The organism is Inhella crocodyli, from assembly GCF_004004565.1.
Classification (GTDB): domain Bacteria; phylum Pseudomonadota; class Gammaproteobacteria; order Burkholderiales; family Burkholderiaceae_C; genus Inhella; species Inhella crocodyli.
Genome location: NZ_SACM01000004.1, coordinates 203,280 through 217,183, shown reverse-complemented (window position 1 = coordinate 217,183; position 13,904 = coordinate 203,280). Strand labels below are relative to the sequence as shown.

At 71.5% G+C, this 13,904-nt stretch carries 12 protein-coding genes; 7 read left to right on the top strand and 5 right to left on the bottom strand.

Going from position 1 to position 13,904, the window contains the following annotated elements:
- Positions 1-8: 8 nt before the first annotated feature.
- From nagZ to EOD73_RS14155, 5 genes are read right to left on the bottom strand one after another with little or no spacing between them, the layout of a single operon-like run.
- Positions 9-1,484, bottom strand: a complete 1,476-nt coding sequence (gene nagZ / locus EOD73_RS14175) for a beta-N-acetylhexosaminidase (RefSeq protein WP_240660723.1) — start codon at positions 1,482-1,484, stop codon at positions 9-11.
- 1 nt (position 1,485) lies between these two features.
- The gene (locus EOD73_RS14170) at positions 1,486-2,508 is read right to left on the bottom strand and encodes an SIS domain-containing protein (protein WP_127683842.1); all 1,023 of its coding nucleotides are present in this window, start codon (positions 2,506-2,508) and stop codon (positions 1,486-1,488) included.
- A 49-nt stretch (positions 2,509-2,557) separates the two neighbouring features.
- The gene (nagA, locus tag EOD73_RS14165; RefSeq protein ID WP_240660722.1) at positions 2,558-3,700 is read right to left on the bottom strand and encodes an N-acetylglucosamine-6-phosphate deacetylase; all 1,143 of its coding nucleotides are present in this window, start codon (positions 3,698-3,700) and stop codon (positions 2,558-2,560) included.
- Positions 3,693-4,430, bottom strand: coding sequence for a GntR family transcriptional regulator (locus tag EOD73_RS14160; RefSeq protein WP_127683680.1), 738 nt, complete (start codon positions 4,428-4,430; stop codon positions 3,693-3,695). Before EOD73_RS14160 ends, nagA begins: the two co-directional genes overlap by 8 nt.
- The gene (locus EOD73_RS14155; RefSeq protein ID WP_127683679.1) at positions 4,427-5,365 is read right to left on the bottom strand and encodes a glucosamine kinase nucleotide-binding domain-containing protein; all 939 of its coding nucleotides are present in this window, start codon (positions 5,363-5,365) and stop codon (positions 4,427-4,429) included. The genes EOD73_RS14160 and EOD73_RS14155 overlap by 4 nt, the downstream gene beginning before the upstream one ends.
- A gap of 203 nt (positions 5,366-5,568) precedes the next feature.
- Between EOD73_RS14155 and EOD73_RS14150 the strand changes: the two genes are divergently transcribed.
- The 7 genes from EOD73_RS14150 (at position 5,569) to EOD73_RS14120 (ending at position 13,886) form a co-directional block, all read left to right on the top strand.
- The gene (locus EOD73_RS14150) at positions 5,569-6,648 is read left to right on the top strand and encodes a tetratricopeptide repeat protein (RefSeq protein WP_127683678.1); all 1,080 of its coding nucleotides are present in this window, start codon (positions 5,569-5,571) and stop codon (positions 6,646-6,648) included.
- Positions 6,649-6,780: 132 nt separating this feature from the next.
- Positions 6,781-8,046, top strand: a complete 1,266-nt coding sequence (locus tag EOD73_RS14145) for an ABC transporter substrate-binding protein (RefSeq protein WP_205702475.1) — start codon at positions 6,781-6,783, stop codon at positions 8,044-8,046.
- Positions 8,043-8,969 carry a carbohydrate ABC transporter permease gene (locus EOD73_RS14140; RefSeq protein ID WP_127683677.1) on the top strand — a complete coding sequence of 309 codons (927 nt, stop codon included), beginning with the start codon at positions 8,043-8,045 and terminating at the stop codon, positions 8,967-8,969. The genes EOD73_RS14145 and EOD73_RS14140 overlap by 4 nt, the downstream gene beginning before the upstream one ends.
- Positions 8,969-9,805, top strand: a complete 837-nt coding sequence (locus EOD73_RS14135) for a carbohydrate ABC transporter permease (RefSeq protein WP_240660721.1) — start codon at positions 8,969-8,971, stop codon at positions 9,803-9,805. The genes EOD73_RS14140 and EOD73_RS14135 overlap by 1 nt, the downstream gene beginning before the upstream one ends.
- A gap of 23 nt (positions 9,806-9,828) precedes the next feature.
- Entirely contained in the window at positions 9,829-11,181 is a 1,353-nt protein-coding gene (locus EOD73_RS14130; RefSeq protein WP_127683676.1) for a GH1 family beta-glucosidase, read from the top strand.
- Positions 11,182-11,189: 8 nt separating this feature from the next.
- Positions 11,190-12,236, top strand: a complete 1,047-nt coding sequence (locus tag EOD73_RS14125; RefSeq protein WP_127683675.1) for an ABC transporter ATP-binding protein — start codon at positions 11,190-11,192, stop codon at positions 12,234-12,236.
- A gap of 120 nt (positions 12,237-12,356) precedes the next feature.
- Positions 12,357-13,886, top strand: coding sequence for an alpha/beta fold hydrolase (locus tag EOD73_RS14120; RefSeq protein ID WP_127683674.1), 1,530 nt, complete (start codon positions 12,357-12,359; stop codon positions 13,884-13,886).
- Positions 13,887-13,904: the final 18 nt, after the last annotated feature.

Genomic DNA, 13,904 nt, shown 5'->3' with positions numbered 1-13,904 from the left:
GGCGGGCCTCAGTTCAGAGTGGCGAGCGCATGGCCGGGCGCGTGCTCGCGCCCTTCCAGCCAAGCCTGGGCGGCGCGCAACGCGCCTTGGGCGTAGCCCCAAGTGACCAGCGCCGGGCCGGGCACGTCCAGGGCCTGGAAGGGGTTCCACAGCGCGAGGTGCAGGTCGGGGCGCCAGTCGAGCGCGCCCTCGTAGCGGTGCCGGCGGGTGGAGACGAGCACGTTGACGCGGCCGTCCTGCGGCACCTGCGCCCAGCGCAGGGTGTCGATGTCGTCCAGCACCAAGCGCTTGACGTCGCGGAAGCCGTCGAACAGCGCCAGCGCCTGCAGCGCGGTGGGGCCGGCCTCACTGACCATGTCGGTCGGCACGTCGGCCTGCACGATGACGCGCAGCGGGGTGTCGCGGCCCGGGGCGCGCGCGCCGCGCAGTGCCAGCAGGCCTTGGGCCCAGGCGCGGTGCATGAGCGCGTCGTCGGCCTCGCGCTGCGCCGGCGGGTAGTCCCCCTGGGCGCAGGGGTAAGCCTGCGCCAGGCGGTCCAAGCGGGCTTGGGCGCGTTCGCCTTGGGCGGGGCTGAGGCGACCGCTGGCAAAGGCCTCGCGCAGCGCGTCCACGGCCTGCTGCTGCTCGGCCAAGCTGCCCTGCGCCAGCACCAGGTCGGCGCCGGCTTCCAGGGCCATGACGGGCGCGCGGGTGTACCCATAGCGCTCGGCGATGGCCTTCATCATCAGCGCGTCGGTGATCACCACGCCGTCGTAGCCCCACTCGTCGCGCAGGATGCCCTTGAGCACCTTGGGGCTGAGCGTGGCCGGGTGCTCGGGGTCGATCTGCGGGTACACGATGTGCGCCGTCATCACCGCCGGCGCGCTGGCGCACAGGGCCTTGAAGGGGCGCAGCTCCAGCGCGTCGAGTTCGGCGCGCGACTTGTCCACGGTGGGCAGGGCCAGGTGGGAGTCGACGTGCGTGTCGCCGTGGCCGGGGAAGTGCTTGACGCAGCAGGCCACGCCCTCGCGCAGCGAGCCGCGCATCCAGGCGCCGGCCAGGCGGGCCACGGTGTCGGGGTCGTCGGAGAAGGCCCGCTCGGCGATGACCGGGTTGGCCGGGTTGTTGTTCACGTCCACCACGGGCGCGAAGTTCCAGTTCACGCCCAGGCTCTTGAGCCCGCGCGCCACGGCCGCGCCCACGCCTTCGGCCAGGGACTCGTCGCCCGAAGCGCCCAGGGCCATGGCCGAGGGCGCCTGCGGCAAGAAGGTCGAGCGCACGACGGAGCCGCCTTCTTGGTCCAGCCCGATCAGGGCCGTGGGGCCCATGAGCGCACGCAGGTCTTGGATCAGTGCGCGCACCTCGGCCTCGGTGCCCAGGTTCTTGCGGAACAGGCACACGGCGCGGATGCGCTCGCGCCGCAGGAACTCGGCGGTGGCGGGCTCCAGCGTCTTGCCGGGGATGTCCACCATCAAGAGCGGACCGGGGTGGAACACGTCACTCATCTCAATGCGTTTTCGTGACCTTGGCGAGGTGCCGCGGTTGGTCCGGGTTCAGGCCTCGCGCCTGCGCCAGGGCTTCGACCATCGGGTAGAAGCTCTGCACGGCGGCGATGGGGTCCAGCTCTTCATGCCCCGCGCCGACCAGCGGCAGCCAACCGGGCGTGCCGGCGGGCACACTGCCTTCGGGGGCGGCCAGCAAGACCTTGGCGCCGCGGCCGCGCATCTCCTCGGCCAGGGCCAGCAGGCCCGATTGCGCGGGACCGCGCGGCGCGAAGACCAGCAAGGGGTAGCCGTCGTCCACCAGTGCCATGGGCCCGTGCTTGACCTCGGCGCCCGAGAAGGCCTCGGCCTGGATGGCGCAGGTTTCCTTGAACTTCAGCGCCGCTTCCATGGCGATGGGCAGGCCCGTGCCGCGGCCGATGACGAAGAGGCGGTCGGCGTGGCGCAGCGCGTCCACGGCGCTCGACCAGTCTTGGTGCGCGGCGCGTTCCAGCACGCCGGGCAGGTCTTGCAGGGCCACGCGCAGCGCGTCGTCCTCCTGCCAGCTGGCCACCACGCGGGCGCCGGCCACCAGCTGGGCGATGTAGCTCTTGGTCGCGGCCACGCTGCGCTCTTCGCCGGCGTGCAGCGCGAACACGTGCTCGGCCGCCTGCGCCAAGGGCGAGCCGGCGGCGTTGACGAAGGCCACGGTGCGCGCGCCGCCTTCGCGGAAGGCTTTCGTGGGGGCCACGAGGTCGGGGCTTTGGCCCGACTGCGAGAAGGCGAAGGAGACCAGGCCCTCGGTGCGGATGCGGCTGCCGTACAGGGTCACCAGGGACATGGGCAGCGAGGTCACCAAGCGGCCCAGGCGCGCCATCACCAGGTAGGCGAGGTAGTGCGCCGCGTGGTCGGACGAGCCGCGTGCCACGGTCAGCAGGCTGCTGGGGGGCAGGTCACGCAGGCTGCGGCCCAGCGCGGCGTAGGCGGCGCCGTCTTGCGCCAGTTGCTGCGCCACGGCGGCGGGGGCGCTGCGCGCCTCGGACAGCATCAAGGACGACACCACGGACGGCGTGGGCGTGGACGGCGCCACCGTCGTTTCAAGCGAGCTCAATCTCTTCCCCTTCGGCAAACACGGCTTGGAGTTGCAAATCGCGGTTCATCACCACGAGGTCGGCGTGCGCGCCCACGGCCAGTCGGCCGCGGTCGGGCAGGTCCAGGTAGTCGGCGGCGATGGTGGCCACGCGGCGCACGCCCTCCGTCAACGGCAGGCCCAGGTGCACGACGAGGTTGCGCAGCGCCTGGTCCAGGGTCAGCGCGCTGCCGGCCAAGGTGCCGTCGGCCAAGCGCACGGCGCCCAGGCACTTGAGCACGCGGTGGCGGCCCAGGCGGTACTCGCCGTCGGGCATGCCGGTGGCGCTGGTGGCGTCGGTCACGCAGTAGCAGTGGGGGATGGCGCGCAGGGCCACGCGCAGCGCACCGGGGTGCACGTGCAGCAGGTCGGGGATGAGCTCGGCGTGCTGCGCGTGGGCCAGCGCGGCGCCGGCCATGCCGGGCTCGCGGTGGTGCAGGCCGCTCATGGCGTTGAACAGGTGGGTGAAGCCGTGCGCGCCGCGCGCCAAGGCGGCCACGCCGTCGTCGTAGCTGCCGTTGCTGTGCCCAATCTGCACGCGAATGCCGTCGGCCACCAGCGCCGGGATCAGCGCCAGGTGGTGCTCGATCTCGGGCGCCAGCGTGACGACGCGGATGGGCGCCACCGCGTGCAGGGCGCGCACGGTGGCCAGGTCGGCCACCTGCGCGAAGTCGGGCTGCGCGCCCAAGCGCTCGGGGTTGATGTAGGGGCCTTCGAGGTGCACGCCCAGCCAGCGCGCGCTGCCCGGGCGGCGCTGCGCGATCTGCTCGCCCAGCGGCGCGAAGGCGGCCTGGATCTCGGGCAGCGGCGCCGTCATCGTGGTGGCCAGCAGCGCGGTCGTGCCGTGGCGCACGTGGGTGCGGGCGATGTGCGCGGCGGCCTCGCCACCGTCCATCACGTCGTGCCCGCCGCCGCCGTGGCAGTGCAGGTCGACGAAGCCGGGCAGCAGCCAGGGCGTGGTGGCGCTCAGGGCCTCCGCTTGGGCGCGACTCACCTCACGGCCCGAGATGGACACGATCCGTCCACCGTGCCAGTGCACCGAGCCGTGCCACACGCCCTCGGATGCCTCGGGCGTGACGATCAAGCCCTCGCGACTGCCCTTGTCAATCACGCCGCATCTCCGCCACGAAGTCGTAGTAATCGCTGCGGCAGTAGCTGTGCGTCAACTCCACGGCCTGGCCCGAGGCCAGGTAGCCCACGCGGGTGATGAACAGCACGGCGGCGCCGACGGGGATCTCCATCAGGCCGGCGAGCTTGGCGTCGGCGTTGAGCGCGCGGATGTGCTGCAGCGCGCGCACCGGCGCGTTGCCGCGCTGCGCGAGGTGGGCGTAGAGCGAGGCGTTGACGGCCTCGGGGTCGGGCAGGATGGAGGCCGGCAGCACGCTGACCTCGTAGGCCATGATGACGCTGTCGGCCAGGCGCAGGCGCTCCAGGCGCGCGACGCGCTCGTTGCCGTGCAGCTCCAGCGACAGCTGCTCGTCGGCCGCCGCGGGCGTGAAGCCGCGCTTGAGCCAGCGCGAGCCCGGCACGAAGCCGCGCTGGTGCAGCTCTTCCGAAAAGCCCGACAGGCGCGTGAGCGGTTGCTCCAGGCGCGGTGCGATGTAGTTGCCCGAGCCGCGCTTGCGCACGATCAGGCCCTGCTCGGTCAGGCGCTCGATGGCCTTGCGCGCGGTGACGCGCGACAGGCTCAACGATTCGGCCAGCAGGCGCTCCGAGGGCAGGGCCTCGTCGGCCTGGTAGCGCCCGTCGTGGATGGCCTTGGCCAGGGCCTGCGCCAGCTGCAGGTAGAGCGGCGAGGCGGCCTCGGGGTCGGGCCGGAAATCAAACGGCAGGGTGCTCATGCGGGCATCTCGTTCAGCAAGGTGTGTTGGACCATCAGCAGCGCACCGGCCATGGCGTCGCCCTGGGGGGCAACGCTGCGGACGCGCAGCGCGGGCGGCAGGCGCGGGGCCAGCCGGTCGGCGATGCTGCCACTCCAGGCGATGGGCAACTGCCTGCTCGGGTCCACGGCACCGGCCAGCACGGCCAGTTCCTGGGCGGCGTCGGCCAGCAGGGCTTGTGCGGCGGGGTCCTCGTGTTCGTGCGCGAACACCAGCGGCGCCAGGCTGGCAAAGCGACGCTGCTGCGCTTCCAAGGCCCAGTCCAGCAGGGCGTCGGGGCGGCCGCTGGTGACGTCCCACACGGCACGGGCCAGGGGGCCGGTGCGGTCGCGGCCGTCCAGCGCGCGCTGGGCGTGGCGCACGGCGGCCTTGCCCAGCCAGGCGCCGCTGCCCTCGTCGCCGTTCAGCCAGCCCCAGCCGCCCACGGTGCGGCGCTGCCCCTCGGCGTCCAAGGCCTCGGCCACGGAGCCGGTGCCGGCGATGACCAGGGCGCCGGGCTGCGCGCCGTGCGCGCCCAACACGCCGGCATGGCCGTCGGTGTCGAGCGTGAGCGCCAGCGCCAGGGGCGCGCGGGCCAGGAAGGCCTGGGCCTGCGCCGGCACGCCGGCGCCCGACAGGCCGGCGCCCATCGCGCAATCGGCCCAGTCGGGGGCTTCGGGCAGGCCTGCGCCGTGCGCGGCCTCGGCCAGGGCTTCTTGGATGTGGCGCCAAGCCTGGTCGGCGCCCTGGCCCAGGGCCGAAGGGCCGGCCCGGCCTTCGGCCAGCACGCGGCCGGTCGCTTCGGCCAGGCGCAGCCGGGTTTGGGTGCCGCCGCCGTCCACGCCCAGCCAGTACCGGGCCCGGCCGGTGGCGGACCAGCGTGGCAGGCGGGTGTGGCGGGGGGCAGCGGGCAGCATAATGGATACCACTCTAATACCAACAACCGCGTAGGTCAATTGGTATTGGAGTGGACTTTTGCTGTTGGCCGCGGTCTGCCGCCACCCGAGTGTGCCCCGAAAGGCCACCTGCAGACCACTGGGGCGCGCGCCAAGGCCGAGATCGGCCGTGCCCCGGCTATCCTGAGCGCCCTCGCCCGCCCCTGGTCCGTCGGTTCTTGCCCGTGATACCCGCCCCCGCCCCGCACTTCCCGGCCGACGCCGACGCCATGACCCGCCTGCTCGAGCGCCTGTCGCGCATCGCGCCGCGGCACCCGCGCTGGGCGCTGGACTGGTTGCTCGCGCAGGAGGCCCAGTGCCGCGCGCGGGGCGACCGCGCCGGCGCGCTGGATGCCTTGGTGCTGCGCTTTTACCTGCTGGAGCACCGCGGCCGCGCGCTCGAGTTGCAGGCCGACCTGCACCGCGCCGCGGAGGACGCCGCCCCGACGCTCATGCCCTTGCAGGCCGCCCGCGTGGCCGAAGCCCTGGGCCGCTTGGCCTATCAACAAGGCAACTACCTGGACGCGACCGAGCACTGGTCGCGCGCGCTGGACTGGGCCGAACGGGCCAAGGACGAGCACATGGGCGTGTCGGCCCGCATCGGCCTGGGCCAGATCCATTACGCGATGGGCGCCTGGAGCACGGGCCTGCGCTTTCACCGCGACGCGCTGCAGCGCCTGCAGGGCCTGAACGACAGCTACCTGGCCGCCAAGGTGGCCATCAACCTGGGCGTCGGCCACCTGGAGAGCCAGCAGCTCGAGGACGCCGAGCGGCAGTTCAGCCACGGCCTGGCCGCGGCCCGCCGGGGCGGTCACCAAGAGTTCGAGGCCGAGGCCCACTGGCACCTGGCGCAAACCGCGCTGGCCCGCGGCCAAATGCCCCTGGCGGTGGCCGACTGCCGCCTGGCCCTGAACCTGGCCAACCGCCTGCAGCACCACTGGCTGGAAGCGGCGGCGAGCCGCACCTGGACCGAGATCGCGCTGGCCCGCGGCGACGAAACCGCCGCCATCCGCAGCACCCGGCACGGCCTGGCTCTGGCCGAGCGCATCCAGTCCAAGGCCGAGCAGCGCCGCGCCCACTTGCAGCTGGCCAAGCTGCTGGAGCGCCTGGGCGACCACCGCGAGGCCCTGCAGCACCTGTGGCGCGTGGTCGACCTGCAGACCGAGCTCGACCGCCAAGCCCAGGGCAGCGGCCCCGCGGCCCTCAGCCGCCTGCCCACCGCGGTCGACGAGGGCCTGAGCTACCAAGGCCCCAGCGCGAACTGAGCGCGCGCCGCCCGCCCCCCCGCGCTAACCCTCGATTGACACCGATCGCGGGCGTCCACTACAGTCTGAAAGCGCTTTCATAACCAGAGCCCGAACCCCGTCGGGCCGCCGAGCGCAGGAGACCGAATTCCCATGACGATGGACGCGACGCGACGCGCCACCCTGGGGCTGGGCTTGGGCCTGGCCTGGGGGGCGAGCTGTGCCCAGGCCGAGCCGCGCAAGCTCACCGTGGCCGCGTACCCAAAGCTCGACGCCATCGTGCGCGCCGCCCTGCCGGCGTGGAAGGCGAAGCACCCTGGCGTGGAGGTCGAGGTCATCAGCCGGGAGATGAACGACCACCACACGGCCATGATCACGGCCCTGTCCACGGGCAGCCACATGCCCGACCTGATGTCGCTGGAGGTGGGCTACCTCGGTCGCTTCGCCCAAGGCCGGGGCCTCCTGGACCTGCGCCAAGCGCCCTTCCACGGCGAGAAGCTGCAGAGCCGCTTCGTGCCCTACACCTGGGGCCAGGCGCACAACAAGCGCGGCGAACTGCTGGCCCTGCCGTCCGACATCGGACCCGGCACCCTGCTGTACCGCCACGACGTGCTGCAAAAGGCCGGCCTGCAAGAGGCCGACCTGACCACCAGCTGGGACGGCTTCCTGGCCGCCGGCAAGCAGATCCGCGCCAAGACCGGCGCCTACCTGCTGGCCCACGCGCGGGACATGAAGGACATCCTGATCCGCACCCACGTCGCCCCGGGCGACGGCCTGTACTTCAGCGCCAAGAACGAGGTGCTGGTGCGCAGCCCGCGCTTCGTGCGCGCCTTCGAGCTGGCCCGCGCCGTGCGCCGCGACAAGCTCGACGCCGGCGTCTACAACTGGTCCGGCGACTGGACCGAGGGCTTCCGCCGCGGCAGCATCGCCACGCAAATGCTGGGCGCCTGGCTCACGGGCTTCTTGGGATCGTGGCTGGCGCCCAAGACCCACGGCCTGTGGCGCGCGGCGCAATTGCCCGAGGGCGCCTTCGCGGCCTATGGCGGCAGCTTCTACGCGCTGCCGGCCAAGGGCGACCCGACCAAGCGCGCCTTGGCCTGGGACCTGATGCAAACGCTGACGCTGGACCGCCGCCTGCTGCTCGACGCCTTCCAGGCGCACGACATCTTCCCAGCCCTGGTCGACACCTTCGACGACCCCTTCTTCGAGCAGCCCCTGCCCTTCCTGGGCGGCCAGCCGGCGCGCAAGATCTGGCGCGAGGCGGCGCGGCGCATCCAGCCCGTGGCGGTGCACCGGCAGGACGCCTTCGCCGACGAGGTGATCAACACCGAGCTCGACAAGGTGCTGACCCGCGGCAAGGACATCCCCAGGGCCCTGGGCGACGCCGAGCGCCTGTTGATCCGGCGGGCCACGCGATGAAACGCCAGAGCGCCCCATGGGTGTCCGTCGGCGCCGCGCCTTATTGGCTGCTCGCGCCCTTCCTGATCCTGTTCGCGGTCTTCGGGCTGTTCCCGCTGCTGTTCTCGCTCTACCTGGCCTTCCACCATTGGGAGCCGACCAGCGGCCTGGGCGCCATGGACTGGGTGGCCTTCGAAAACTTCACCTTCGCGCTGCAGGACGAATGGTTCTGGAAGAGCCTGGGCAACACCCTGTGGCTGGGCCTGGCCAGTGCGCTGCCGCAGCACCTGGTGGCCGTGCCGCTGGCGGTGATGCTCAACGCCATGGGCCAGCGCCGGCGCGACACGCTGGTGGGCGTGTACTTCCTGCCCTACATCACCAGCACGGTGGCCATCGCCATCCTGTTCAGCTCGCTGTTCAGCACCGACTACGGCCTGATCAACGCGGCCATCGGCGCGCTGCGCGCCATCCCCGGCCTGGACTGGCTGCTGCCGGCCGCGGCCATCGACTGGATCAACGACCCCGACCGCCTCAAGCCCGCCATCGCCACCGTGGTCTTCTGGCGCTTCGTCGGCTTCAACGCCGTGCTCTACCTGGCCGCGCTGCAAACCATCCCCAAGGACCTGTACGAGGCCGCCACCATGGACGGCGCCGGCCGCTGGCAGCAGTTCGTGCACATCACGCTGCCGGGCCTGCGCGCCATGCTGCTCTTCGGCGTGACCCTGTCCATCATCGGCAGCCTGCAGCTGTTCGAGGAGCCCTTCATCCTCACCAACGGGCGTGGCGGCAACGACCAAGCCGGCATGACCAGCGCCGTGTACCTGTACCGCCTGGCCTTCGACTTCAACGACTTCGGCGCCGCCAGCGCCATGGCCTGGCTGCTGTTCGGTCTGCTGGCCCTGGCCACCTGGGCCACGCACCGGGCCTTCGGGAAGGAAGACTGATGCCGCAGACCTCCCCCGCCACCGCCATGGGACTCTGGAGCGCCCGCCTGCTCGTGGGCGTGGGCGCGCTGCTGATGCTCGCGCCCTTCTACGTGATGTTCGTGTTCGCCACGCACTCGCGCACCGAGATCTTCAGCATGCCGCCGCCCCTGTGGTTCGGCAACGACCTCGCGGCCAACTTCCAGATCCTGACGGAGCGCATCCCGTTCTGGCGCAACCTGGGCTGGAGCGTGTACGTGGCGCTCATCAGCACGGTGCTGACCCTGCTGTTTTGCAGCATGGGCGGCTACGCCTTCGCGATGTACGAGTTCCGCTTCAAGAAGCCGCTGTTCGCACTGGTGCTGGGCACCATGCTGCTGCCCAGCTTCATGAGCATGATCCCCAGCTTCATGATCATGGACCTGTTGGGCTGGATCGACCAACCCCGCGCGCTCTACATCCCTGGCGCGGCCAGCGCCTTCGGCATCTTCCTGATGCGGCAGTACGCCCGCTCGGCCGTGCCGCGCGAGCTGATCGAGGCGGCGCGCATGGACGGCTGCAGCGAGCTGGGCATCTACGCCCGCATCGTGCTGCCCCTGCTCAAGCCGGCCATGGGCACCCTCGGCCTGATCGCCTTCATCGGCAGCTGGAACAACTTTGTCGGTCCGCTGATCGTCATGCGCACGCCCGACAACTTCACGCTGCCCCTGGCCCTGCGCACCCTGCAAAACCCCGTGGACACCGAGTGGGGCGCGCTGATGGCCGGCGCGGCCATCGCCACCGTGCCCCTGATCGCGCTGTTCGCGCTGGCCTCGCGCCAGCTCATCGCCGGCCTGACCGCCGGCGCCGTCAAGTAAGTGATTCCTGGACCGACCCTGCCATGACCGACGTCTCTCCTTCGGCCGCTCAGCCCCTGCTCCCGCGCTTGGCCGACTTCCCCGCCGACTTCGTGTGGGGCGTGGCCACCAGCGCGTTCCAAATCGAAGGCGCGGCCAGCACCGACGGCAAGGGGCCGTCCATCTGGGACACCTTCTGCCGCCAGCCCGGCGCCATCGCCGACGCCAGCAACGGCGACATCGCCTGCGACCACTACCACCGCCTGGACGAGGACCTGGACCTCATCGCCTCGCTCGGCGTCAAGGCCTACCGCTTTTCGGTCAGCTGGCCGCGTGTGCAACCCCTGGGCCAAGGCGCCTGGAACGAAGCCGGCCTGGCCTTCTACGAGCGCCTGGTGGACGGGCTGCTCAAGCGCGGCCTGCAAGCCCACCTGACCCTGAACCACTGGGACCTGCCCCAGGCCTTGCAAGACCAAGGCGGCTGGGCCGACCGCCGCACGGTGCAGCACTTCGTCGAGTACGCCCGCGGCATCCAGCGCCGCTTGGGCCCCAAGCTCGCGTCCATCGCCACGCACAACGAGCCCTGGGTCGTGGCCGTGCTCGGCCACGAGAAGGGCGTGTTCGCACCGGGCCTGAAGGACCACAAAGTCGCGCTCCAGGTCTCGCACCACCTGCTGCTCAGCCACGGCCTGGCCCTGCAGGCCCTGCGGGCCGACGGCGCCACCGCCAAGCTCGGCATCGTGCTCAACCTGGCGCCCATGCACCCGGCCACGGCCAGCAGCGCCGACCGCGCCAAGGCCGTGCTCGAAGACGGCCTGCTGCTGCGCTGGTACATGGACCCCCTGCACCACGGCCGCTACCCGGCCGACGTGTGGCAAAGCCTGGGCGACCAGGCGCCCGTCGTGCTCGATGGGGACTTGGCGGCCATCCAGCAGCCGCTGGACTTCCTGGGCATCAACTACTACTCGCGCACCGTGGTCAGCGCGGGCGAGCCCTTCGACGCCAAGGCCGCCGGCCGCGAGGTCAGCGAGATGGGCTGGGAGGTCTACCCCGAGGGCCTGACCGAGCTGCTGCTGCGCCTGCACCGCGACTACCCCGGCCCCAGCTACTGGGTCACCGAGAACGGCGGCGCCTTCCCCGACCCCTGGGCCGACGGCCAGGTGGCCGACGTGGCGCGCGAGCGCTACCTGCAGCGCCACATCGCCGCCGTGGCCGCGGCCCGCGCCGAGGGCGTGCCCGTGGGCGCCTACATGGTGTGGAGCCTGATGGACAACTTCGAGTGGGCCTCGGGCTACGAGAAGCGCTTCGGCATCGTGCACGTGGACTACGCCACCTTGAAGCGCACCCCCAAACAAAGCGCACGCTGGTACGCCGGCTTCCTGCGCGGCACGAACTGAGACCGAGCATGGGCGCCCTCAGCCTCCAAGGCATCACCAAGCAGTACGGCGACACGTCCGTCATCCGCGGCATCGACCTCGAGGTGCGCGACGGCGAGTTCATGGTCTTCGTCGGCCCCAGCGGCTGTGGCAAGACCACCACCCTGCGCATGATCGCGGGGCTGGAGAGCATCAGCAGCGGCGACCTGCTCATCGACGGCCAGCGCGCCAACGACCTGCACCCCGCCCAGCGCGGCGCGGCCATGGTGTTCCAGAGCTACGCGCTGTACCCGCACATGACCGTGGCCGAGAACATGGGCTTCGCGCTCAAGATGGCCGGCGTGGGCAAGGCCGAGCGCCTGGCCCAGGTGCACCGCACCGCCGAGATCTTGCGCATCACCGAGCTGCTGGACCGCACGCCCAAGCAGCTCAGCGGGGGCCAGCGCCAGCGCGTGGCCATCGGCCGCGCCATCGTGCGCAAGCCCAAGGTCTTCTTGTTCGACGAGCCCCTGAGCAACCTCGACGCCGCGCTGCGCGTCGACATGCGCCTGGAGCTGGCCCGCCTGCACCGCGAGCTGGGCGCCACCATGGTCTACGTGACCCACGACCAGACCGAGGCCATGACCCTGGGCGACCGCATCGCCGTGTTCCACCAAGGCCGCATCGAGCAACTCGGCGCGCCCCTGGACCTGTACGAGCGCCCAGCCACCGAGTTCGTGGCCGGCTTCATCGGCGCGCCGCGCATCAACCTGGTCGAGCGCCCCGGCGGCAGCGCCGCCGGCGCCCACCGCGCGCTGTGGGCCGCGATGAGCGGCCACGAGCAGGCGCACCGCCTGGGCCTGCGTCCCGAGCAGCTGACGCTCGCCGCGGGCGAGGGCATTCCGGCCACCGTCGAGCAGGCCGAGCACCTGGGCGACAGCAGCCTGGTCTACGCCCGCGTGGCCGGCCTGCCGACCCCGCTGGTGATGAAGCTGGGCGACGAAGGCCGCGGCCTGCGCGCCGGGCAAGCGGTGGCCCTGGCCGTGCGCGCCGGCGCGGGCTTGGCGTTCGACGCCGACGGCCGGCGCCTGCCTTGAAGCGAAACAGGCGCTGCACCGCAACCGCGGGGATCTGCTCACCGACGGCGCCCCATCCTTCGGCCTCCTGCTGGTCGGACGAAGACAATCGAGGCCTTTGGTGTCCTCCACGCTTTGCCCATGTTTCTGCTTGCTCGCGCGATCCCGTACTTGTTGGCGGCTTGCCTGGCAGGGACCCAGTCCGCAGGCGCGGCATCGATGATCGACCTGCCCGCTGGGCCGCACGCGGTGGGCTTTCGCGTCGTGTTTTTGCAGGATCGCTCGCGAGAGTTCGCCCGTCGGCTCGACCCGGTAACGGGCGAGGTCCGGCCCGGTGATCGCGCTCGGCCCCTTCAGGTCTTGGCTTGGTACCCGGCGTCAACCGCCGGCGCGCGGCTGCGCCACGCGGATTACCTGGCCACGCGGTGGACCGAACTTCGCTCCCCGCTGAGCGAGGCGGAAACCCAAGCGGCCCAAGAGCGCCAAACGGCGCGCTTGACCCGGCGATTGGGCCAGGAGGCCACTGCGCTGCTGGCTTCGCCCGTCAAGGCCACGCGAGACGCCCCTGCGGCCCCAGGTCGGTTCCCCGTGGTGATCTACGCCCCTGGTGCAGGGGGCACAGCGGACGAGAACGCCGACCTTGCCGAGCACTTGGCCAGCCACGGCTACCTGGTGCTGGCCAGCACCAGCTTGGGCGCCAATGGCAAAGCAATCGAAGATGGGTGGGAGGGTGTCGAACCCCAGGTGACCGACATCGGCTACCTGGTCGGCCATGCCCAGACCTGGGCGCAGGCCGACCCAGACCGCATCGCCGTCATGGGATGGAGTTGGGGTGGCATGGCCAATGTGTTCGCAGCGTCCCGCGACGAACGCATCCGCGCCTTGATCAGTCTCGACGGAACGCGGGAGCCGAGCCTGACGCAGCGCATTGACGTGCGACGCCTCACGGTCCCCTGGCTGTACGCGTCCCGCACCCCTGACACGATCCCACAAATCAACCGGGCCGACATCGATACGCGCTTCAGCTTGCTGAATGCGGCCGTGCACGCCGACGTGACGCAACTGATCGTCTACCCCATGCGGCACGAGGATTTCGCCAGCAGCAACTGGCACGAAAGCAGTCCGCAGGCCTACGGTGACTACAGCAAGTCCGAGGTTCGGCAGGCGTACAACTGGTTGGCCCAGTACGTGCATCAGTTCTTGGAGGCCTCGCTGCTGCAGCGCGACGCGGCGCGCGCGTTCATGGCACGCTCACCGCGCGAGAACGGCGTCACCCCGCACAGCCTGCGCATCGATCGCAATCCGCCGGCAGTGCCTCCAAGCACGCGTGCAGGCCTGGCCGCTGAGTTGGCGCGCCGCGGCTTTGCGCAAGCGGTGGCGGCCTACCGGGAAGCCCAGGCCCGAGACCCAAACTTTCGACTTGCGCCACAGGAGCTGAAGCTGTGGGGCGAGCAGTTGATGGGCCGTCAGCGGCCCGGCGATGCGGAAGGGCTGTTGAACCTGTGGGTCACCTTGGAGCCCGACAGCGCGGATGCCCATGCCGCCTTGGGGGCCGCCCTGGCCGCCACCGGGCAGCGGGAAAAGGCGCAGGCCCACGGCCAGCGGGCGCTGGAGATCCACGCGGCACATCCGGGTGCAAAGCGCTTGATGGACGCCCTGCGCGCGCGCTGACGCCCGACGTCAAACGCA